Annotated in this window: 21 protein-coding genes and 1 tRNA gene; 18 read left to right on the top strand and 4 right to left on the bottom strand. The window is 49.6% G+C overall.

The window, feature by feature from the left end; genetic code table 11:
- Nucleotides 1-25: 25 nt before the first annotated feature.
- Nucleotides 26-1,333, bottom strand: a complete 1,308-nt coding sequence (locus HAP95_RS11895) for an arsenic transporter (protein WP_215884418.1) — start codon at nt 1,331-1,333, stop codon at nt 26-28.
- A 92-nt stretch (nt 1,334-1,425) separates the two neighbouring features.
- Between HAP95_RS11895 and HAP95_RS11890 the strand changes: the two genes are divergently transcribed.
- The 3 genes from HAP95_RS11890 to HAP95_RS11880 are packed head-to-tail and all read left to right on the top strand — an operon-like array spanning nt 1,426 to nt 2,762.
- Complete coding sequence (locus HAP95_RS11890) at nt 1,426-1,791, top strand: ArsR/SmtB family transcription factor (RefSeq protein WP_215884417.1); 366 nt, start codon at nt 1,426-1,428, stop codon at nt 1,789-1,791.
- On the top strand, nt 1,778-2,269 hold the full coding sequence (locus HAP95_RS11885) for an arsenate reductase ArsC (protein ID WP_215884416.1): 492 nt from the start codon (nt 1,778-1,780) through the stop codon (nt 2,267-2,269). The genes HAP95_RS11890 and HAP95_RS11885 overlap by 14 nt, the downstream gene beginning before the upstream one ends.
- A gap of 4 nt (nt 2,270-2,273) precedes the next feature.
- Nucleotides 2,274-2,762 (top strand): VOC family protein, encoded by a 489-nt coding sequence (locus HAP95_RS11880; RefSeq protein ID WP_215884415.1) that lies wholly within the window; start codon nt 2,274-2,276, stop codon nt 2,760-2,762.
- Between the two features lie 30 nt (nt 2,763-2,792).
- Here HAP95_RS11880 and uvrB read toward each other — a convergent pair whose 3' ends face one another.
- A complete protein-coding gene (uvrB, locus tag HAP95_RS11875) occupies nt 2,793-4,820 on the bottom strand; it encodes an excinuclease ABC subunit UvrB (RefSeq protein ID WP_215884414.1) in 2,028 nt (675 codons plus the stop codon).
- A 114-nt stretch (nt 4,821-4,934) separates the two neighbouring features.
- On the opposite strand from uvrB, the gene HAP95_RS11870 reads away from it, so the two are divergent.
- The 9 genes from HAP95_RS11870 (at nt 4,935) to HAP95_RS11830 (ending at nt 10,258) form a co-directional block, all read left to right on the top strand.
- Nucleotides 4,935-5,011, top strand: a tRNA-Arg gene (locus HAP95_RS11870).
- A 91-nt stretch (nt 5,012-5,102) separates the two neighbouring features.
- Nucleotides 5,103-6,185, top strand: coding sequence for a site-specific integrase (locus tag HAP95_RS11865; RefSeq protein ID WP_215884413.1), 1,083 nt, complete (start codon nt 5,103-5,105; stop codon nt 6,183-6,185).
- 221 nt (nt 6,186-6,406) lie between these two features.
- Nucleotides 6,407-6,682 carry an HU family DNA-binding protein gene (locus HAP95_RS11860; RefSeq protein WP_215884412.1) on the top strand — a complete coding sequence of 92 codons (276 nt, stop codon included), beginning with the start codon at nt 6,407-6,409 and terminating at the stop codon, nt 6,680-6,682.
- Nucleotides 6,683-6,693: 11 nt separating this feature from the next.
- Nucleotides 6,694-7,047, top strand: coding sequence for a hypothetical protein (locus tag HAP95_RS11855; RefSeq protein ID WP_215884411.1), 354 nt, complete (start codon nt 6,694-6,696; stop codon nt 7,045-7,047).
- A gap of 48 nt (nt 7,048-7,095) precedes the next feature.
- Nucleotides 7,096-7,404 (top strand): TraR/DksA C4-type zinc finger protein, encoded by a 309-nt coding sequence (locus HAP95_RS11850; protein ID WP_215884410.1) that lies wholly within the window; start codon nt 7,096-7,098, stop codon nt 7,402-7,404.
- Nucleotides 7,391-7,663, top strand: coding sequence for a heavy metal-binding domain-containing protein (locus HAP95_RS11845; protein ID WP_215884409.1), 273 nt, complete (start codon nt 7,391-7,393; stop codon nt 7,661-7,663). The genes HAP95_RS11850 and HAP95_RS11845 overlap by 14 nt, the downstream gene beginning before the upstream one ends.
- Nucleotides 7,664-7,887: 224 nt before the next feature.
- Complete coding sequence (locus HAP95_RS11840) at nt 7,888-9,057, top strand: hypothetical protein (RefSeq protein WP_215884408.1); 1,170 nt, start codon at nt 7,888-7,890, stop codon at nt 9,055-9,057.
- Nucleotides 9,050-9,424: a hypothetical protein gene (locus HAP95_RS11835; protein ID WP_215884407.1), complete on the top strand. Its 375-nt coding sequence runs from the start codon at nt 9,050-9,052 to the stop codon at nt 9,422-9,424. Before HAP95_RS11840 ends, HAP95_RS11835 begins: the two co-directional genes overlap by 8 nt.
- Before the next feature lie 78 nt (nt 9,425-9,502).
- Nucleotides 9,503-10,258, top strand: a complete 756-nt coding sequence (locus HAP95_RS11830; RefSeq protein ID WP_215884406.1) for a hypothetical protein — start codon at nt 9,503-9,505, stop codon at nt 10,256-10,258.
- Between the two features lie 39 nt (nt 10,259-10,297).
- Here the strand turns inward: HAP95_RS11830 and HAP95_RS11825 are convergent, their stop codons facing one another.
- Both HAP95_RS11825 and HAP95_RS11820 read right to left on the bottom strand, forming a co-directional pair.
- Nucleotides 10,298-10,561 (bottom strand): hypothetical protein, encoded by a 264-nt coding sequence (locus tag HAP95_RS11825; RefSeq protein WP_215884405.1) that lies wholly within the window; start codon nt 10,559-10,561, stop codon nt 10,298-10,300.
- A gap of 117 nt (nt 10,562-10,678) precedes the next feature.
- On the bottom strand, nt 10,679-10,999 hold the full coding sequence (locus HAP95_RS11820; protein WP_215884404.1) for an SOS response-associated peptidase family protein: 321 nt from the start codon (nt 10,997-10,999) through the stop codon (nt 10,679-10,681).
- A gap of 92 nt (nt 11,000-11,091) precedes the next feature.
- Between HAP95_RS11820 and HAP95_RS11815 the strand changes: the two genes are divergently transcribed.
- The 6 genes from HAP95_RS11815 to HAP95_RS11790 all read left to right on the top strand — a co-directional run bounded on the left by HAP95_RS11815 (nt 11,092) and on the right by HAP95_RS11790 (nt 19,404).
- Nucleotides 11,092-11,784: a hypothetical protein gene (locus HAP95_RS11815; RefSeq protein ID WP_215884403.1), complete on the top strand. Its 693-nt coding sequence runs from the start codon at nt 11,092-11,094 to the stop codon at nt 11,782-11,784.
- Nucleotides 11,781-12,056 carry an integration host factor subunit alpha gene (locus tag HAP95_RS11810; protein ID WP_215884402.1) on the top strand — a complete coding sequence of 92 codons (276 nt, stop codon included), beginning with the start codon at nt 11,781-11,783 and terminating at the stop codon, nt 12,054-12,056. The genes HAP95_RS11815 and HAP95_RS11810 overlap by 4 nt, the downstream gene beginning before the upstream one ends.
- A 477-nt stretch (nt 12,057-12,533) precedes the next feature.
- On the top strand, nt 12,534-13,022 hold the full coding sequence (locus HAP95_RS11805; protein ID WP_215884401.1) for a hypothetical protein: 489 nt from the start codon (nt 12,534-12,536) through the stop codon (nt 13,020-13,022).
- A gap of 425 nt (nt 13,023-13,447) precedes the next feature.
- Entirely contained in the window at nt 13,448-14,149 is a 702-nt protein-coding gene (locus HAP95_RS11800) for a hypothetical protein (protein ID WP_065973692.1), read from the top strand.
- Nucleotide 14,150: 1 nt separating this feature from the next.
- Entirely contained in the window at nt 14,151-17,021 is a 2,871-nt protein-coding gene (locus HAP95_RS11795) for a DUF3854 domain-containing protein (protein WP_215884400.1), read from the top strand.
- A complete protein-coding gene (locus HAP95_RS11790) occupies nt 17,002-19,404 on the top strand; it encodes a DNA polymerase (protein ID WP_215884399.1) in 2,403 nt (800 codons plus the stop codon). Before HAP95_RS11795 ends, HAP95_RS11790 begins: the two co-directional genes overlap by 20 nt.
- Nucleotides 19,405-20,133 lie beyond the last annotated feature (729 nt).

Here is a 20,133-nt window from a genome sequence, read left to right as displayed (position 1 = left end):
ACCCAAACGTCAAGTCGCCAAGACATTAGACCAGAGGCAGCCACCAGGCCAGCATCAACAGGCTCAGAAACAACACGGGTGGAGTGATGATCAAACCGGTTTTCATATATTGCCCCCATCCCACGGTGACACCCTTACGGCTGAGCACATGCAACCAGAGCAAGGTGGCCAGACTACCGATGGGAGTAAACTTCGGCCCCAGATCGCAACCGATGATGTTGGCATAAATCATGATTTCACGGAGCATGGGATCTGCCGTGACAGGCAGATGATGAATGGCCAGCGCACCCACCAGCACAGCGGGCATATTGTTCATAATCGAAGAAAGCAGCGCGGCCATAAAACCGGTGCCCAGCGCCGCCACTACCGGACCATGGCTGGCAAAATCATGGAGCGCTATGGTCACATAATGGATCAGTCCGGCATTGCGTAAACCATAAACCACCAGGTACATCCCCAGACTGAACACCACAATGGCCCAGGGGGCACCGCGCAACACCTTGCGCACCGGAATTTGTGCATCGCGACCACCCTGCAACCAGCGACCAGCCAAAGCCAACATGATCAGGGCTCCAGTTCCGGTGACTACCGACACGGGTACATTCCAGTGCGCCGTCACAAAATAGGCCACCAACAATAAGATAAGCACCGGAAAACTGGCACGAAACACCAGATGATCTTTAATGACCGTCGCAGGATCCGGCAAATGCGCCGTAGGATAGCTGCCTGGCAAACTGCGCCGGAAATACAGCCAGAGGACGGCTAAAGTGGAAAGCAATGCCACAATATCAACGGGCACCATGACGGTCGCATATTGTGAAAAGGTAATATTAAAATAGTTGGCGCTGACGATGTTCACCAGGTTGGAAATCATTAACGGTAAACTGGTGGTATCTGCGACAAAGCCGGTAGCAATAATAAAAGCAAAAGTCGCTGTGGGTGAAAAATCCAGACGGAGTAAAATGGCCATCACAATGGGCGTCAACAAAAGAGCGGCACCATCATTGGCAAATACCGCAGCAATACAGGCACCTAACAATACAATCAGTACAAAGAGCAGGCGACCGCGTCCCCCGCCCCAACGCGCCACATGCAGGGCTGCCCAGTGGAAAAATCCGGCTTCGTCAAGAATCAGGGAAATGATAATCAGGGCTACAAAGGTGAAGGTAGCATCCCAGACAATATGCCAAACAATGGGAATATCACTCCAGGTAATGACGCCCGTAGCCAAGGCAACGACCGCCCCGCCCATGGCACTCCAGCCTATGCTCAGGCCTTTGGGTTGCCAGATGACCAAAATCAGGGTGACGAGAAAAATGACCACGGCCAGCATGGGGCTATACTCCAGGCGATTGGAAAGTGACGTTAGTCTTGACGAGGCGTTGATACTTGTCAATACTACAAGAAATGTTCGTGGGTAGAATTATGGAAATTTCAAAAGAAACGGAAAATATTGTTCAGCAACTGGAATCGCTTGCCTCTCCCGTGCGCCTGGAAATTTTCCGCTTGCTCGTTGAACAGGAACCCACAGGACTGGTTTCCGGTGAGATTGCCGAGCATCTGGACCAACCCCACAACGGCATTTCCTTTCATTTGAAAAGTCTTCAACATGCCGGTCTGGTTACGGTGCAACGCGAGGGTCGTTATCAACGTTATCGGGCTGACATGAGCGTAGTTCGGGCATTAGTCGCCTATCTGACAGAAAATTGCTGTCGTGGTACCCAGAATTGTTCTTTACCCCAACCTGCAGATCTGTCACTTGACGAGGAAATTCTCCATGAAAACTCCTGAAATCCTGTTTCTTTGCACCGGAAATTCCTGTCGTTCCATTCTTGCAGAAGTCACCATGAACGGACTGGCGGATTCACGTCTGCACGCGACCAGTGCCGGAAGCCATCCTGCGGGTTATGTCCATCCGCGTTCGATACAGCTTCTCCAGCAGGAAGGCTTTGCCACAGAAGGCCTGAGCAGCAAATCCTGGGATGAACTTAACACCACGCCGGACATTGTCATTACGGTTTGTGCCAGTGCTGCTGGCGAGGCCTGCCCCGCCTACCTCGGACCCGCCATTCGTGCGCATTGGCGTGTGGAAGATCCGGCCAAGGCCACCGGCAGCGAAGCAGAAATTGATGCGGCTTTTCAAACAGCATACCGTATTCTCCGGCACCGCATTGACGCCTTGCTGAAATTGCCTGTTGCTGAATGGCTCGAAAAAGATCCCGCACAGTTAAGGCAGGAACTGAATCGTATCGGCACTATGGAGCTCTGAGTGAATGGATACAGTCAATCAGAACCCAGTGATGATTCCTGCTGCCCAGGAATTTCATCTCAGTTTCCGGGTCAGCGACCTGGCTGAAAGCACCCGCTTTTACGAGCACTTTCTGGGGGTCGCGCCCAAACAAAGCACGGCACGCTTCAGCACCTTCATCGTCCCGCATTTGTGCCTGAATCTCGTTATTCTGGTGAATGACCGGGGAGAAACGCTGGATACTTATAGCCTTTATCATGTGGGGCTGGGCGTGAAAGACCGGGCGGCAGTCATCGAAAGTTATCATCGCGCCATGGCGGCGGGTGCCGAAATTGTTAAACCACCCCGCACCACCTGGCGAGGAATGCCTCTCCATGAACTTTGGCTGCGGGATCCTACGGGCTACAACATTGAAGTGTACGCCCGCCTGACTGATGCCGAACTGGCAGAAATGCCTGCTGATCAGGAGCCATTTTTCCTGGTACCAGGCACTGGACCGAAAGAAAGCCGCTGATTTATTAGGAATGATCCAACTGATCCGGCATTAGTCTTCTAACAAAGACACTTCCAGATCGGTACCCAGAAGACGGGTTTCCAGTTTTTTTATTTGGTCCCGCAATGCTGCCGCCTGCTCAAACTCCAGGTTGCGCGCATGGCGGAACATTTCCTCCTCCAGCTCCTTGATTTTTTTGGCAACTGCTTTGGGATCATTGAGCAGGCGGTAAGTACTGTTTTTCTCCGCCACCTTCGCCGCAGGTTGAGCATTGCGGCGATAAACCCCCTCAATAATATCAGTCACCGGCTTCACAATACCCTTGGGGATAATATGATGGGCTTCGTTAAACTGAACCTGCTTTTCACGGCGACGATCCGTTTCTGCCATGGCCGCCGCCATGGATTTGGTGATCTGATCCGCGTACAAAATGGCGCGACCGTGCAAATTCCGGGCTGCCCGGCCAATGGTCTGAATCAACGAGCGTTCCGAGCGCAGAAAGCCCTCCTTGTCTGCATCCAGAATCGCCACCAACGCTACTTCGGGCATATCCAGCCCCTCACGCAGCAGGTTAATGCCAATCAGCACATCAAAAACGCCTGCGCGTAAATCCCGAATAATTTCCACCCGTTCAACCGTTTCAATATCAGAATGCAAATAGCGGCATTTGATACCCAGGTCGTGCAAATAATCGGTCAAGTCTTCCGCCATGCGCTTGGTCAGGGTGGTGACCAGAATGCGCCAGCCACTGCGGATGACCACATGGATTTCATTAATCAAGTCATCGACCTGGCCTTTTGCCGGGCGTACTTCCACGAGCGGATCCACTAACCCGGTAGGCCGCACCACCTGCTCGACAATCTGCCCGGAGTGCTCCATTTCATAGGGTCCGGGAGTTGCCGAAATCATGATGGTCTGGGGCATGAGCGCTTCAAACTCAGGAAACATCAGGGGTCTATTATCCAGCGCAGAAGGCAGGCGGAAGCCATATTCCACCAGGGTTTCCTTGCGGGAGCGATCCCCCTTGTACATCCCCCCGAACTGGGGCACCGTGACGTGAGATTCATCAATGAATAGCAACGCATTGGGTGGCAGGTAATCCATCAAGGTGGGCGGTGCCTGCCCGGCGGTTCTTCCCGATAAATAGCGGGAATAATTTTCAATACCCGAGCAATATCCCAACTCTGCCATCATCTCCAGATCAAAACGGGTGCGTTGCTCCAGGCGTTGGGCTTCTACCAGTTTGTTGGCCTTGCGCAGATCTTCAAGACGCTGCCGCAATTCATCCTTGATACTGTCCAGAGCTTCCAGAATTTTCTCTCGGGGGGTCACATAATGGCTTTTGGGATAAATGGTATAGCGCGGCAAACGCACAATGGTTTTCCCCGTGAGCGGATCAAAAAGCGAAACCCGTTCAATTTCCTCCCCGAATAATTCCACCCGCACTGCTTCGTCTTCACTTTCTGCCGGCCAAATATCAATCACATCGCCGTTAACCCGAAAGTTACCGCGTTTCAATTCCAATTGGTTACGGGTGTACTGCATTTCTGCCAGTCGCTGAAGAATCGCACGCTGATCCATGAAATCGGATTCGCGCAAATGCAAAATCATGCCATGGTAAGAAGCGGGGTCACCCAGCCCGTATATGGCCGAGACTGTCGCCACAATAATGACATCAGGCCGTTCCAGCAAAGCTTTCGTCGCGGAAAGTCGCATCTGCTCAATGTGGTCATTAATGGAAGCATCTTTTTCAATAAACGTGTCCGAAGACGGGACATAGGCCTCCGGCTGATAATAATCGTAATAACTGACAAAGTACGCGACGGCGTTATGCGGAAAAAAGCTGCGCATTTCCGCATAGAGCTGCGCCGCCAGCGTCTTGTTGGGGGCCATGATAATGGCCGGGCGCTGAGTCGTGGCAATGACATTGGCAACCGTAAAAGTCTTGCCAGAACCCGTCACACCCAGAAGAGTCTGGAAAAATTCTCCATCCGTCAGTCCCTGGACCAGCTGACGAATCGCCTCCGGCTGATCGCCCTGGGGCGAAAAGCTACTTTCCAGAATAAGGCTTTTGTCCATTGGCCACTCCACGGGTTACGTTTTGGTTACTAAACTGCAGATCTGCGCCCTTCCCTGATCACGATGCCTACTTTACAATAAGTGGCCTTGTGCAAGCATCTGTTGTTTGTTCATGCGCCTGTAGCTCAACCGGATAGAGCAACGGCCTTCTAAGCCGTAGGTCAGGGGTTCGAGTCCCTTCAGGCGCACCATATAAAACAGTAAGTTACAATTTTCAGTTGATGCAAAAATGAATTTATGCCACCCTAGCGCCATACTTAGTCAAAAACTGAGGCGGCAAATATGGCAACCATTCGTTCACGAGAAGATCGGGATGGCATCACAATAGGCTGGCAAGCCCAGATCAAGCGCAAAGGTTTCCCGCTACAAGTCAAAACATTCAGGACCAAAGCTGAAGCCAAAGAATGGGCAACCGTTACAGAATCTGAAATGATGCGAGGGGTTTTTGTTCAGCGCACGGAATCCGAACAGACTACCGTACATGATCTACTGTCCAGATATGCAGATGAAGTGCTGCAAAATCTCAAGGGTGGACACAAAGAACTATCCAGAATCAAGGTATTACAGGCTGGATTAGGCAAATATTCGCTTGCTGCGATCAATTCTTCCATAATTGCAAAATATAGAGACAAACGCCTATCCACAATCAGCGAAAAGACGGGGCGCTTGATCGGTACGCAATCCATAAAACATGAGTTAGGTTTGTTGCAACGCGCATTGAAAATGGCGGCTATGGAATGGGGTATTGCTCTTCCGGGTGGCATCCCTACTGCACTTGTAAAGAAGCCTGCATTACCTGCTGCAAGAGATCGTCGCCTAGTGGATGATGAAGAGAAAAGACTACTGGATGCTTGCACCAATGCACAAAATGCTTGGCTGCAACCCGTCGTCATTTTCGCCATTGAAACCGCGATGCGCGCCGGTGAAATACTAGAAAGTTGGAAGTATATAAAAGACACTGACGGTCACAAGGTTAAAGTTAGAGTGAGCGATGGCCTGCAATGGTCAGACGTTGATCTAAACAAGCGTACCGCACACCTGCCCAAAACCAAGAACGGCGAGGCTAGAACTGTTCCGCTTTCCAGTAGAGCCATTCAGGTTTTGCAGGGCTTGCCAAGATCCATGGATGGGCGGGTATTTGGCACAACCTATGAAGGCATCCATCAAGCTTTTGCTAGAGCCTGCAAACGCGCGGAAATCGATGACTTACGCTTTCATGACTTACGCCACGAAGCCACCAGCCGCTTTTTTGAGAAAGGCTTACGCGAAATGCAGGTTGCCGCCATCACCGGCCATAAAACCTTGCAAATGCTGAAGCGGTACACGCATTTGAAAGCGGAAGATTTGGCAAAACTGTTGGGGTGATGGATAAACCATCATGACCGTGCAGGCCATTACGGGGCATAAATCGACACAGATGATGAAGCGTTTCACGCATATTTCGGGCAAAGTCTTGGTGGATGCTGTGAGGGGTTTGTAGTTTATCCTCTTGAAAAAGTCTTGGGCCTGTGTAAAAACCACGAATTGCAGACTAGGCTTTTATCGTCTAAGTTGTTTCTACTCATTACATCCAAAGGATGGTATCCATGAACAAATCCGAATTTATATCCGCCCTGTCACGTCACGGCGAAATGTCCAAAACAGATGTCGAGAAGTTTTTTCAGGCTTTTCGGCATACGCTGGAAGCGGAATTGCCGTCAGCCGGAAAGATTGTTTTTCCGGGTTTCTGTACTTTTGAGGTCGTGGAAAAACCTGCCCGTAAAGGCCGCAATCCGGCGACAGGACAGGAAATCGATATTCCCGCCAAAAAGAGTGTAAAGTTTAAGGCAGGTAAAGAATTTGCAGACAAAGTGAACAGTTAGAGGAATAGGCCATGACAGAAGTGAAAAAACGTATTCGTCGTACCGCAGAGCAACGGCTGGCGGATTTGGAAAAGAAGCAGGCGGAAATTCTTGAACGTCAGAGGGCCGCGCTCGCCAAGATTGAGTCCGCCAAGAAAAAGATCATGCAAACCCCTACCGTGCGGAAAAGAAACCTTGAGCTTGAAAAACGTTTTGGACGGGCGGCGAAGGTCATCGCCCCCGAATGGGATCATCGACATTACATAGCGGCCATTGAGAAGGTGCTGGCAGATTCCGCTGACGCAGCCGACCTTTCGGTGCGTGGTGAAGCCTTACTGGAAGAGCACGGAAAAGCCAGACGGGGTCGACGGCCCAAAGGTGGGTAAGCACGATTATAGGCAAAACAGCCTATTTTGATTCAGTAAAGGGCGACTATGATTCAGGGTGAGCGTTTGGCTGATGAGGCAGATGTAGGCGCAAAGAATACGGAAGAACACCTGATGGAAGCCTTGGCGAGACAACGTGAAGCCTTGGTGCCCCACGAAGAACCTGACGAAGACGCACAGGGGAATCGCTATTGTCTGGATTGTGCCGATATCATTCCCCCCGAACGGATACAGGCGGTACAGGCTGTTCGCTGCGTCAGATGTGCCGCCAAGCGGGAACGCTTTAACAAACTGACCCAAGGTCGGGGTGGTGCTGGACGTGTGATGAATGATGAAGGGGATTATGGCGGAAAATAATGTACTCATTCTCACCATCAACGAATGCCCCGGTATGCGCGTGGTTCGGGTCATTGGGCCGGTCTATGGCACAGGGGTGCGTTCCCGTAATTTTGTCGGCAATTTTATGGGGGGTGTTCGTGCCGTCTTTGGCGGAAAACAGTCAGGCTACTTAAAAATGATTGCCCAGACCCGCGATGATGCTCTGGAACAACTGGCGGAACATGCCCGTTCCCTTGGGGCCAATGCGGTACTGGGGATGCGTGTTACCGCCTCTTAGCTTTCAATAACCGTAGTCACCGCCCTTCCTACACGCCAGACGGAAGAGATTTCGCGAGGGAATACTTCCATCGCGGCATAGCTTGCGAAGGGGTATGACTTGCTGTAGGTTATGAAATCATAATGGGGGGCCAGTTTATGGCTGATCAAGAAAGATACGTTGCGAGTGTAACTTTAGCCAAATCAGATAAATCTGATACGCTTTGCTGCCAGAGATAATGACCCATGGGAATCAAGAGCATTGTAATCATAGTGTTGGCAATGTTTGTGGTTCTGCTGGTAGGCTATCTGCTTGGACAACGGCGCAGGAATCCTAGTATCGATGGAAACTATGTGTCATCAGCGCCACAGCCTGACACCCACGCAGTTGCCTCTGTAGGTGTACAGCCTATATCCAATTCTGACGCCAACGAAGTCGCCCTTGCAAAAGTGGAAGTGATATCCCCTAAACCGAAGCCTAGAGACTACTCAAAACAAATAATTCAGGTAAAGGAATTTCACGAGAATGCTGCAGATGTGTTTGCTGATCTGTCTTTCCAAATAACTTATTCTTGCTTCATCGGCCAGATTGGTAAGGTAAATCGTATAATTGAAGTTTATGAAATAGAGAAGCAAAGAAACGAAAAGGAAGCTTATATCTCATTTATTAAATCTTTATTAGACGCAGCAAATTTTAGTAATATCCAAAGAGGTGTAAGTAGCGCAGCTAACGAAATTGCCAAGCTTATTATTCAATACTACGATGATCAAGTGTCCATGATTTTTACAGATAAGCCATTTTCTCACCTGACATCAAGGTACGCTCTAAACGCAGATCTTCGTGAAACTCAGATAACAAAAATTTCAGGAATTATCTGTGGTCATTTTTCTCATGTTATTTCTGAATTAAAAGAATTTGAACAGATTCGTAATTGGCTTCAGGCTAATTTTCACGTGCTAGCATCTACCGATAGTGATGACGTTGATTGGGGATCTTTTTCGCGATTGGTTGGTTCTGGGTTCCTCGCAGGTCTTAATCCGCTTATTGGTATTCCCGCTGCGGTTGCCAGCTATGCAACGTTCTCAAAAAACATCAACGACAAAGCTGAAAAAAAATCTGCACAAAAAGATCAGTATGTTGAATTGCTACTTGATTTCTTGAAAAAGTATGACGTTATTACGGATCAAGTCGGACAGTGTGAATGCCAGACAGCGAAGTACGTTTCCGAAAAATTCAGCGAATTAAATGTGATAGCAATTCCTACAATACTCACAGATATTACGGCAAATGGCTACGAAATTGATTATTACATCATATCTCTCAAGAAGACACGGAAACTTATAGGTAAGCATGAAAAAGAGGTAGAAAAGTTTGTGGCTAGTATTAAACAAATTAAAGGGGATGAAAATGGATGATATCTTCTCAGTTTTAGCAAATATTTTTGGTGGTGTGAATATCACAGATTCCAGTGGTCACATTACAGCGCATACTCAGCCAAACATATTTGGTGGACAAGACACCTTCCAAAATGGGCAACCAATTGATTATGCTACACCTAATATTTTCGGTGGCATGGATCATCACGAACCTAATGGGATGTTATCAAATTCAACACATCCGAATATATTCGGTGGTGTTGATGTAACTGATCCTAACGGGCCTGTGATCGCGCATACTCAGCCCAATATATTTGGTGGGGTTGATATATTTGATAGCCATAATGCTTTAGAGGGCCAAACAACACCTGACCCAAATGGCTTCCACGCAAGGTTTTTTAAGTAATGTATTTTTCAGGCCGCAGCAGGGGTAGTGGGTGGCTTCTTTTATGTATAGACTTGTTTTGTTCGTTTAGAGGCTTTTATGCGCTCTCACCATAAATTATGCTCGGCGATAGAGTGGTTTTCTGAGCTGATTAAAGGTCATAAAAAGACAGGATCATTTTTGAATAGGTCAGATTGGAGTTTTTTGAATGTACCTGTAATGAGGTATCCAGTAAGCAATATTGGTAACCAATCTTCAATTACCCTGTCAGCCAGTGGCGGTAATTTTGAAGAAAAAAAGCAATGGAATTCTAATGAGATAAAATCATACATAAATGAACGCGTTGAAGAGCTACAGAAAATAATAAAATTAAGAACCGCGTTCTCCTTTGTGCTTATTGCAACGTTTGCAGATTTCTTGTTCTGCGCCATTTCAAATCAAAGATCGTCAAGTATATTGTTAAAAAAATCCTTCAATGATTTTCTAAAATGTAATCATATAGATAGTTTAAATAACGATAATATATCAAGCACACTGACACAGATACTTAGAAACGGGGCTATCCATAACCTTTCTGCCAACCCCCCGACTTGGAAAAAAGAAGATTTAAAAAATCTTTACCGTGTCATTATGGCTCATAAAATAGACTGCGGAAAATATAAAAACTTATCTGTCATTAACGACCAATACTTAATTGTTATTGCTGAAGATATGCTTGATTATTTACATCGCTATGTCAATATGAAATGTGATGATCCTACGAGCATGGAAAATATAGAACAATGGTTTAATGAACATCCACCCATTTATCCGCTAACACCCGCAAGCATAAACCTTGTAAAAGATAATAAATAAGAAGCTATTATAGTTCCTGCCAAAATACATTAATTCTATTTATTCAACTGTTCTTGATCTTCTTAATTCGTTTATTTGTCTTTGAATTGTAAGCCTGGTATCGTTATAAAGCGCATTTAATTCTTGATCCTCATGTATCATTGCACCCCATATTCCGTGAGTGGTTTCCAGATATCCCTGCCGAATGCGTAGGCCTTCCATTTCCATACCTTGAACATCTTTGAGTGCCTCAAGACACCTCTGTAATTCAGTTTTGTTGGTGATTTGGGATTCTTCACAACATTCCGGCGAGATTCTATTCATGTTAGCGTCCTCGTTTCTGATTGGTTCGAATATCCGGTTATTTCTTGGTGACCCGCGTTAGCGTTTCCTCGAAAGGTTTGCCGTCGTCATCGTAGGGTTTTACTCCTTCCTAAAATTCTAGCACAGAAGCGCCACATCGTCAGTTTGCCTGTAAATACTGCGCCGATGCTTCCATGAATCCCGAAAGGTGGGCTTCTGGTTGGCTGTTTCGACTCTGGCGTTGAAAGTGCTGTAGGTGGCCTTGGCTTCCTTGGCCCAATGCGGAATCAACCCCCATCGCGCTGTAATCCATTCAGGGCCAGCACCGACATCCCGGATAATCGGCACATTCTGGCCGGGGCTGATATTAAAGTGTGCCTCGAAGCCCGGTAGAGGCAAAGACAACACCTTGATGATGCGGTCCAGCTTGCGGGGTTCCAAAACATAACGGCCACACATAGACACCTCAGAAATAGGGTTTAATTGGATTATGGTACATGTTTTTCAGCATCAGGATTTTCTGGGAAGCCGCATCGTGATAGATTCCCGCAATGAGTAATGTTCACCCATTCCCCGCAGGCGGTAAGTCCGCCAAACCCTTGCGCAAGAAAAGCCACCGCACGAAAAGCAGTGATAATGCCTATGGTCCGGCGCTGCTGCTACAAGACTTCGACGATATTCCGGTAGATGTGCTCGACGCGATTATTCAGGCGGGTAGCCTGTACCTTGCGCAGTCCGGCCTGGAACACACTGAAGATGAATTGGCTTCCCCCTGCGCCCAGTTTCTGCGGACCCTTCACGGCATGAATGCCCTGACCGAAGCGGCCAATGTGCTGATCTGTGAAGCGCAGAGATACCCGGAACAGACGAATCAGGAAGCCGTGGATTGGCTGCTTCAACGGACCAAGGCCACACACAAGGTGATGCGCAAGCTGGATGAAATGCTTCCACAGGATGCATTCATTCTTGCTTCAAACAGCTTTGGACCGGACTTTATGGCGGAATATGCCACCAATGCCGCCATGCTGTTGGTCAGTCATTTTGCGGAAGACCTTCTGGCGTACTATGACGAAAATTTCATCCAGACCAGGAAGGACCGGCGCAAGGTGATGATGATCGACTATCGGGATGCCTACCGGGAAGTGATTCAGGATTGCCAGATACACATGGGTGCCCATGGCTTTCTGATGAAAGAACTGGCCTCGGCACAACGCGCATTGGATAAAGGGATGAAAGAACTATGACCGTTACAAAAGCAGAAATAGCTTATTTTTTGATGGATGAAATGGGGCTGACCCGTCTAACCAGCTTGGAACTGGTGAATAGTTTGTTTGATACGATACGGGAAACGCTGGCGTCCGGTGAAGACGTGAAGTTGTCCGGCTTTGGGAATTTTACGTTACGGCATAAGGTCGCCCGACCGGGGCGAAATCCCAAGAACGGTGAACCTTTCGAGATTGCCGCCAGACGAGTGGTGACATTTAAGGTCAGCCAGAAGGTCAAGGAACGCAGTTAACATCCCTGTCCGTGGATAAATCCATTTGATAGTTCCTGCTATTCCTGCGGACGATCCGCACCACTCAAAAAAGCTACAGCTTTTGACGCGTTGCTTTATCTGGCGTTCACCTTATCCCATTAAAACAATAATCACTAAATATATAGTAACGATAACCAACCATTTTTCATCTACCGGAACCCATTCATTTGGTTGCGCCATCCTTAATAAATAGTCGGCCACTACTCAATTAAAGCTATGCCTGAATAGTGGGTCATCACTTAATAAGGCTGCGCAAGAATGGTAAACGATCACCTAATAAGGCCAACCCTGAATAGTAGGCCGCCACCTATTAATGCCGACCATGAATGGTCTGCCGCACCCAATCAAGTCACCTCAAAATAGTCGGCCATCACCCAATAAAGCTATACCCCATATGGTTCGGCTATACCAATCATGACGGAATAAGCCGTGATGAGATTTGTGAGGATGGATGTCATGAAAAAATCCCTATTGGCAGGACTGGGTTTGGATGAACTCAACTTGAAACCTGTAGCGCGGGAACCCCTGCGCAAGCCGGAACAGCCGGTACCAACCCGACCGGAACGTGGCTATCCAGTAAGCCCGCCGGAACCTGTAGGTCAGCCGGAACCCACATACTCGCCTGCACCGGCTATGGAACAGCCCTCTTTGGTCCAGCCTGTAGTTGACGCCCCTGCCCCAAAACGTAAAGTGGGCCGTCCACGGCTGTATGCCAACCATGTACTGACCCCTACCGAAAAAGCAAGGCGGTATCGGCATAAGCGGAAAATGATGGCACAGAGTGCGTTGGATGGTTCTTTGCTACCTGTTGATGTGGTATTGATGGGCCATAGGGATTTATGCCTTGCCGTGTCGAGGGTACTGGGCCAGCCCGACAATCTGGAACTGCGGATGAACAGCGCGCCGGTCATCAAGGAACTGAAGCGTCGCCTGAATCACTTGTGATTTGCATTGCGCAAGCTGGAATCTTAAATGTGGTTTTTCATGGAAACCTAAATATATTAACATATTGTATTTTGTGCTTTATAAAGTCAAATTAAAATTGGTAAAAATATTTCGAAATAATGTTGATAACTTGGAACTATTGGACTATATATATGTCCATAGGAATGGTGTACGGTTTATCCCTTCATGGCTAAGTCTATACCATCCCGTGGATACAAAAACATCCACTCGGCGGTGCCTCAGATGTGTTCTCTGGCCGCCCGGCTGGTCACCGGATTCTTTGCTGCCCAAGCGATGGTTTCCCGGCCAGCACACAGGTGAGTTCCCTTATTAAAGGGGGCACATCTGAGGCACACACCGAGTAATTGACCGTTGTATGAGGAAACCAAATTGAGAGTAATTGACCATCACACGAGGAAACCATTATGAACAGTAAAAACACGCCCAGCGCATGGGCCGAATTTCGCGCATGCATATACCGCTATGGCGGTATTACCATCTTCCTTGCTGCCTGTCTTGGTCAGCTTGGCTTTGTGCCAATGGCAGATGCCATAACCATTATCACAATCCTTATCCCCATGGTTCTTCTGGCGGGGATGCCACATGTCTGGGGGCACATCTCTGGCAATGTCACATTGGTGAGAACTGAGGCTAAAGCTTGGGCTATTACCAGCCCTACAGCTGCCTATCCAGCCCAATTGCGCGAGCGAGGTGCCGTTGGTGCAGATTTGGTCGCCCATGCCCACAGACAACAATCTGCTGGTCGTCAGTCTGGCCATCGCAAGGCTGGCGGGCATAAAAAGCCAGCCAGCAGCAGTAGTTCCGACGATAGTGATGGTGGTGAGCCGCCTGCGTCTCTGCCTTTACTCTGCACGGTCCATGATCTGGCTGTACTGCTACAGGTCAGCCCTAAAACGCTTCAGAACAAGCCCCATTCTGCACTACCCCCTGCCGTCTTCATCCCCGGTTGTCGCGGTCCCCGCTATCATTATCGGGATGTCATCGCATGGCTGAATTGCTTCCCTGTCGGGGGCACGAAACCCCCAAGAAAGCCCACCGGCAAGAGGGGCCGTCCAAGGATTGCCACATCAGCCCAGATAGCCGCTGTTCGCGGTAAGGGGGTGTGACATGGGATTAATTAACGACTTCAATCATACCCAGCCCGAAAATAAGGCTGAAGCGACTGTTCAGACTGTCCAGCCCGTAGCACTGGATGAGATTAAAAATCTCACCCGTGAAGACCTGGCTCGCTCGGGGCTGACACCGACGAAAATACGGGTTGGGTCCAGAACACCAGAACAGGCACAACAAGCGTTGGGCTTCAAAAGCAGGATACCCGCTCGGGGTGCCTACGCCATACCCTACTTTGACCTCGACAATAATCCTATTGAGGACCAAGGTATGCCTTACCAGCGGTTCCGACTGTTGGGCTTAGAGGAAGGCAGTACACTCGGTAAGTACCTATCACCCAAAGGCAGTCGGTCGCATGTCTATATCCCATCGTCGTTTCGAGATGCCCTGAAAAATAGCAAGGTCGGTAAAACGCTCGTCATCACGGAAGGCGAAAAGAAAGCCACTGCCGCTTGCCTTGCCGGTATTCCTTGCGTGGGTCTGCCCGGTGTTTACAACTTCAAGGCGAAGGACAAAGAACTGGCTGTTCTATCCCCTGAGATTACGGCGCTTATTGAACAGTTACAGAAAGAGGATGCCATAGATACCGTGGTGGTCCTCTATGATAGTAACGGCTGGCCCATGGAAAAGGCCTCTGCCCCCAGAAATGCGGAAGAATTTGGCCAGCATGGCAAACTTTGGTCGCTGGGCATGGGGCGCTGTGCGTTGAATGCGGACGTACACCATGCGGCTCGCAAACTGGCGAAGCTGATTCGTGAGATGTTTGTGGGGCTGCCGGTCGCTGCACAATGGATGAAACCCGATCTGGAAAAATGTACCGGGCCGCGTGGTGGGCAGTACACCATGCTTCGGTGCAAAAGCCGTGGTCTTGATGATGCGCTTGTGGCGGGTCAGTCCTCTGAAGTTTTGAAAACCATCGCAGAAGCTGCCAGCTGGGCCAGTGTGGCCAAACCAGATGCGGATAACGAGGGTTTTATTCCTTTGGGCACCCTCAATCAGGGCCTCTATGTGGCTCTCTGGTCAAATCGGTCGAAAAACCTGATTACGATGCCCGGAAAAGACCTCAGCAATGCCAGCGCGCTAACCCTTATGGTGGGCAATTCTTATCTGGAAAAGCACTACTCGAAAATAGACAAACAGGGTAACAAAAGCGTCGATGCCCCGCGCGCAGCGCGGGAAGTTGCGGATGCCTGCAGCCTTGCGGGCCATTTCAACGAAGCGGACCGTGTGTTTGGGACCGGAACATGGCTAGGTGAGGATGGCGATCTGGTCGTGAATACGGCAGAGGGCGTATTCAGGGCAGATGGACAATGCATTCCGCGCATTGTAGAGGGCAGAAAAGCCCTCTATATCAAAGAAGGTCCTTTTCCACCCCCAGCCTACCGTGCAACGTCTAATGCAGAATACAGGGCGGTTGTTTCGCGCATTATGTCTTCACTCGAACAGTGGAATTACGCAGGCGGCACGGCGGCAAGCGCAAAGATGGTGCTGGGCTGGATGACCATGACCATATTTCTGGGGGCCATGACTTCGCGACCATCCATATGGCTGGTAGGTCAGCGAGGTAGCGGCAAGTCTGAACTGCTGCGTTTCATCAAGTCCTGTCTGGGGGGATATATGTGGCATACGGACATGGCCAGTGAATCCACATCTGCCGGTGTTCGGCAGATGTTTGGGCGGTCATCCGGCCCTTGTGGTCTCGATGAGATGGAAAAAGACAATACGGACAATGTGAACGCCAGATCCGAGCGAAACACGAACGGGTTTCTTAGTCTGAACCGTAGTAGCTATTCAGCGGGTTCCGACGTGCGGAAAGGCACTGCCGATCAGGTTGGCAAAGTATTCCGCATCATGACGAGCTTTTGCTTTGCTTCAATCGCTGACCCTGCATTGGAACCTGCCGACCTGACACGCATTGCAAAAATCTATCTGAAGCCCCTTCAGCACGATGGGCACATTGGCAAGCCACCGGCGAAGCTGAGCGCAGAGGACGCCGCTGTGTTCTTCTGGGGCACAATTCAGCGGTGGCAGTCTTACCAGAGCTTGTTTGCTGAAGTGCGGGAACACTGGTTGTCCTATGCCGGAAATGGCGAGTCACGCGAAGTGGATACTTTCGGTGTGTTGATGGCTGCAGCAATGACGGCAGTAGATCAGAATGTCAGCAATGTATGCACAACAATGGGACAGGCTTTGCCCGATCTGATGGGCCAACTTCAGGAAGCCCGAGAAGCATCCAAAGAATCGGATTTGATTCTGGATACGATTGCGGCCATGACCATTGAGGTTCTGCGTCCCGAGACGGATGAACGTGGAAACTCACGGATTAATCGCGACAAGATGAGTGTTGGGCGGGCCATGCAAACCGAAGTAGTCAGGCTGACCAAGTCACCTAACAGCACCATGGTCAGCGAGGAAGCCCAAGCGCTGGGCAATATCGGGATTCGTCTGCTGGAAAACGCAGGGAAACTATATGCGGCTATCGTTGCACGGCATGCCGGTCTTTCAGATTTGCTGAAAAACACCCGCTGGCGTAAAGACGGCGCTTGGACGGGCGGGTTGCGTGATGTGGATGGGGCAATACGCAACCACCCCGTGCGCGTGTCAGGGATGCTAAGAAAATGCACCTTGGTACCGGTAGCGGCACTTAGGCTGGATATTCCTGACACCTTGTTTTCAGGGGACGATGCGGCGACTACCAACAATGTAGTGCCTCTTATAGCCAAAGGTGAAGCCAAGAAACCGGAAGAACCGACGCCACCGGCACCCAAACAGGCACCACCAACATTTGTGGTGAATGACCCCACAACCCCCTTGCTGGACCAACTGACCAAAATTATTGAGGTGCCCTATGTCGACCTTGATGCTTGATATACCAACGCGTAATTCATTCACAGGACCAGAAATTCTGCAGGCACTGTCAGAAGCATTACCCGACGCTACAGTGCATGGTCCGGTTGAAATCGTCTTGGACGTGGAAACCACGGGCCTGACACCATGGGCGGTGAAAAAACCCCTCACCAATGGAAAGGATGGGGATGCCACGCCCCGCTGTCGGGTTCTGTCACTGTTCCTGCCCCACAATGGATTCCAGACTGCCGTGGATTTGGACCAATTTTCGTCTGAACAAAAACGGACTTTGGTAGGGATGCTGCATGGGCATGTTTGGGTTGGTCACAACCTGCTGTTTGATTATCAATGGTTGCTGAACCTGCATGCGGATATACGGCCTGCACGGATTGTGGATACGATGCTCATGGCAACGGCCATACGACCAGAAGCGGTTTATTATATGCAGTCGGTTATTGTTCAGGCTGAAACCCGGCAGCCATCCCCCCGAAAAAACTATGCGGAATTTGCCCGGCATGTGAAAGACAAAATGGCACACAAGACAAGGTCTGGTGACAAAGAAGGTGGGGCATTGAGTCTGGATGATCTGGCGCTCTGGTTGTTCGACCAGAAACTCGACAAGACTTTCCAGAAACCGCAAAACTGGATGCCGGATTATCTCTCACCGGCCCATTACGATTACTGCATGGGAGATGTGGATATTCCCCCAAAAGCCGCACGGGCATTACTCAAGATAGACTCGGATACAGACATTCATGGGGTGCTGGACGCCTTGGATAACCACAATGGCGGCAAGGCATATCGAGACATGGAAGAAGCCTTGCATGTGCTGGTGCGGATGCAGCGAAAGGGTTTGTACTGGTCTCATTCAGCGGCGGCAGAACTGGATGCGGCTTTAAATATGGCAGCAATAACGGCCATGGATGCACTGGAACAGATTGTTCCCGCTTTGGGGGCGTTTCGCGAACGGTTGTTGAATCCCAAGCAAGGTATGAACGATGCGCTCAAAACATCCATAGATCAGGCCATTCGTGCAGAAACAGGGCAGGGATTACCTACAACAGACAAGGGGAACCCTTCTCTTTCGGCCAAAGACCTAGAAGAAGTTTTCCCGGATAGCCAGGTAGTAACGGCCTTGCAGGGTGTTCTCAAACCTGTTTCAGAGCGTGGGAAAATCCCCCAATATGCAGCGCTGGTGGCTGAGGATGGGCGTATTCATCCGATGACGGGTATCAATACGGTGACAGGCCGGACTTCATCACAGGAACCCAATTTGCAGAATATCCCGCGTGATCCACGTTTCCGGGCCATCTTTGCGGCACCAGAGGGGCATAAAATCATTGCCACGGACTTTTCGAGTATTGAATTGCGTATTGGCGCGGCCTTAGGGGTCAGGTCTTGGCGCATGCTGCGTTTTCTGCGGGAAGATAACCAATGCCAGTCACCACAACGGCAACGGATAGCTTGGATAGTCCAAAAAGTCCCCGAACTTTTACCATGGCTCAGTGACCCCTCTGAGCCTGTTCCGGCAAGGATCGCCGAAGCGAACCCGTTTCCGGACAGCAAAAGCCAACCGGACATGGATACCTGGGCACTGGCGATAGCCTGCCAGCTTTGCGTCATCGTGAAGAAGATTCACACGGCCACGGAAGGGGATGAGGCCAAATTGCCTTTCCGCTTGGCGTACATCAAAGGACTGGACCCGCATATGATTACCGCCCTTGCTATGGAATCCATGAGTGGACGGTTTGAGTTGGGTGGTTTGACCCCTATCGCATACTTAGAGTCTCTGACGCGGGATGCGCAGGATGCGCTGAAAAAGACGCTGAAAGGCCCAAGACAGGCGGCAAAGGCGGTGAACTTTGGTCTCATATACGGCATGTCTGCGGAATCCCTCTGGAAGTATGGCAGGCAGTCTTACGGCCTGAAATGGACCGAGGCAGAGGCAGAAGCCGCTAAAAACGCTTATTTTGAATTGTTCCCGGAAATGGGTCTTTGGCACTGGCTACTGAAAAATGCTTTCAGCCAAAAAGCGGATATTTTGAATCCCTACAAGGCTTATGAAGTGCAGCCAGCAACAGCAGGGGGGAAATTATATCTCGGAAGTACCCTGTCTGGCCGTTTGACCATATCTTCTAAAATGACGAGCGGGGCCAACTATCAGGATCAGGGAACGGGGGCTGAAATTGCTTTCCGGGCACTGCGAGCGTTACCGGAAGATATACAGAGTTATCTTATTAATTTTGTCCACGATGAGCTGTTGCTGGAAGTGCCTGAGGCTCGTGTTGCCGAGGTGCAGGCCCTCGTCGAAAAAACCATGATTACGGCAGCGGATTCATTGTTGCTCAGATATGGCATCCCGACCGAAGTGGAAACATCTATGGGCGACTGTTGGGTACACTAGGCCCTCACCCGTTCTCGCCTTGCATGGTTGAGATCACCACAAAAGGGCCATTAAACATCAGCGTGATTAACGCTTCTACCGCATAACCAACCGGTGTAGATTTTTACTTCGTATGGTTTCAGGGGACAGAGATGCGCAATGAAAGTCCCGTGTTACCGGTAACAGAGGCCGACAGGTAACAAGCTGGTAACATAAATACATAATAAAATCAAAGCTGTTACCTTGTTACCTCTGTTACCCGCAAAAACGACACCCCTATACGGACAATTTCTCTATTATAAGAGTGCCCTCTATTTATAGCGGGGAAAGTCCCGTGAACGTATCAAATAGGTGGTAACAGAGGTAACAGTGGTAACAACATTGATTTATTGGGTTTTTCTTGTTACCTGTCTGTTACCTGCCCACTACCAACTGGTAACAGCGGGTAACAAGCCATGGACGCCGCCACGCTGGCCCTAACGGATAAGTCCTATGTGAGTCCACAAATAGGACAATGCTGGCTGAATTTAGGCGGGCGGGGCCTTGTGTATTTATGTCGGTTCATCCACCACGCGAGATCATTGCTGCGCAACATGGCTTTGAAAGGCCCGTTAGCCACCATCGTCACCCCAAAAGGGCGATGGCACACTACCTTGTCATCTTCTGAATAAGGCTTGGCCGGCTTTTAACGGACTGATGATCCGCTCTTGGAAAAAGCCTGAGAAATTGCGGGGCGCTTATAAATAGATG

Origin of the sequence: Acidithiobacillus sulfurivorans (assembly GCF_018853815.1) — a bacterium.
Taxonomy (GTDB): domain Bacteria; phylum Pseudomonadota; class Gammaproteobacteria; order Acidithiobacillales; family Acidithiobacillaceae; genus Acidithiobacillus; species Acidithiobacillus sulfurivorans.
Note: the sequence above shows the minus strand (reverse complement) of the source record. Positions and strands in the feature narration are given on the sequence as shown.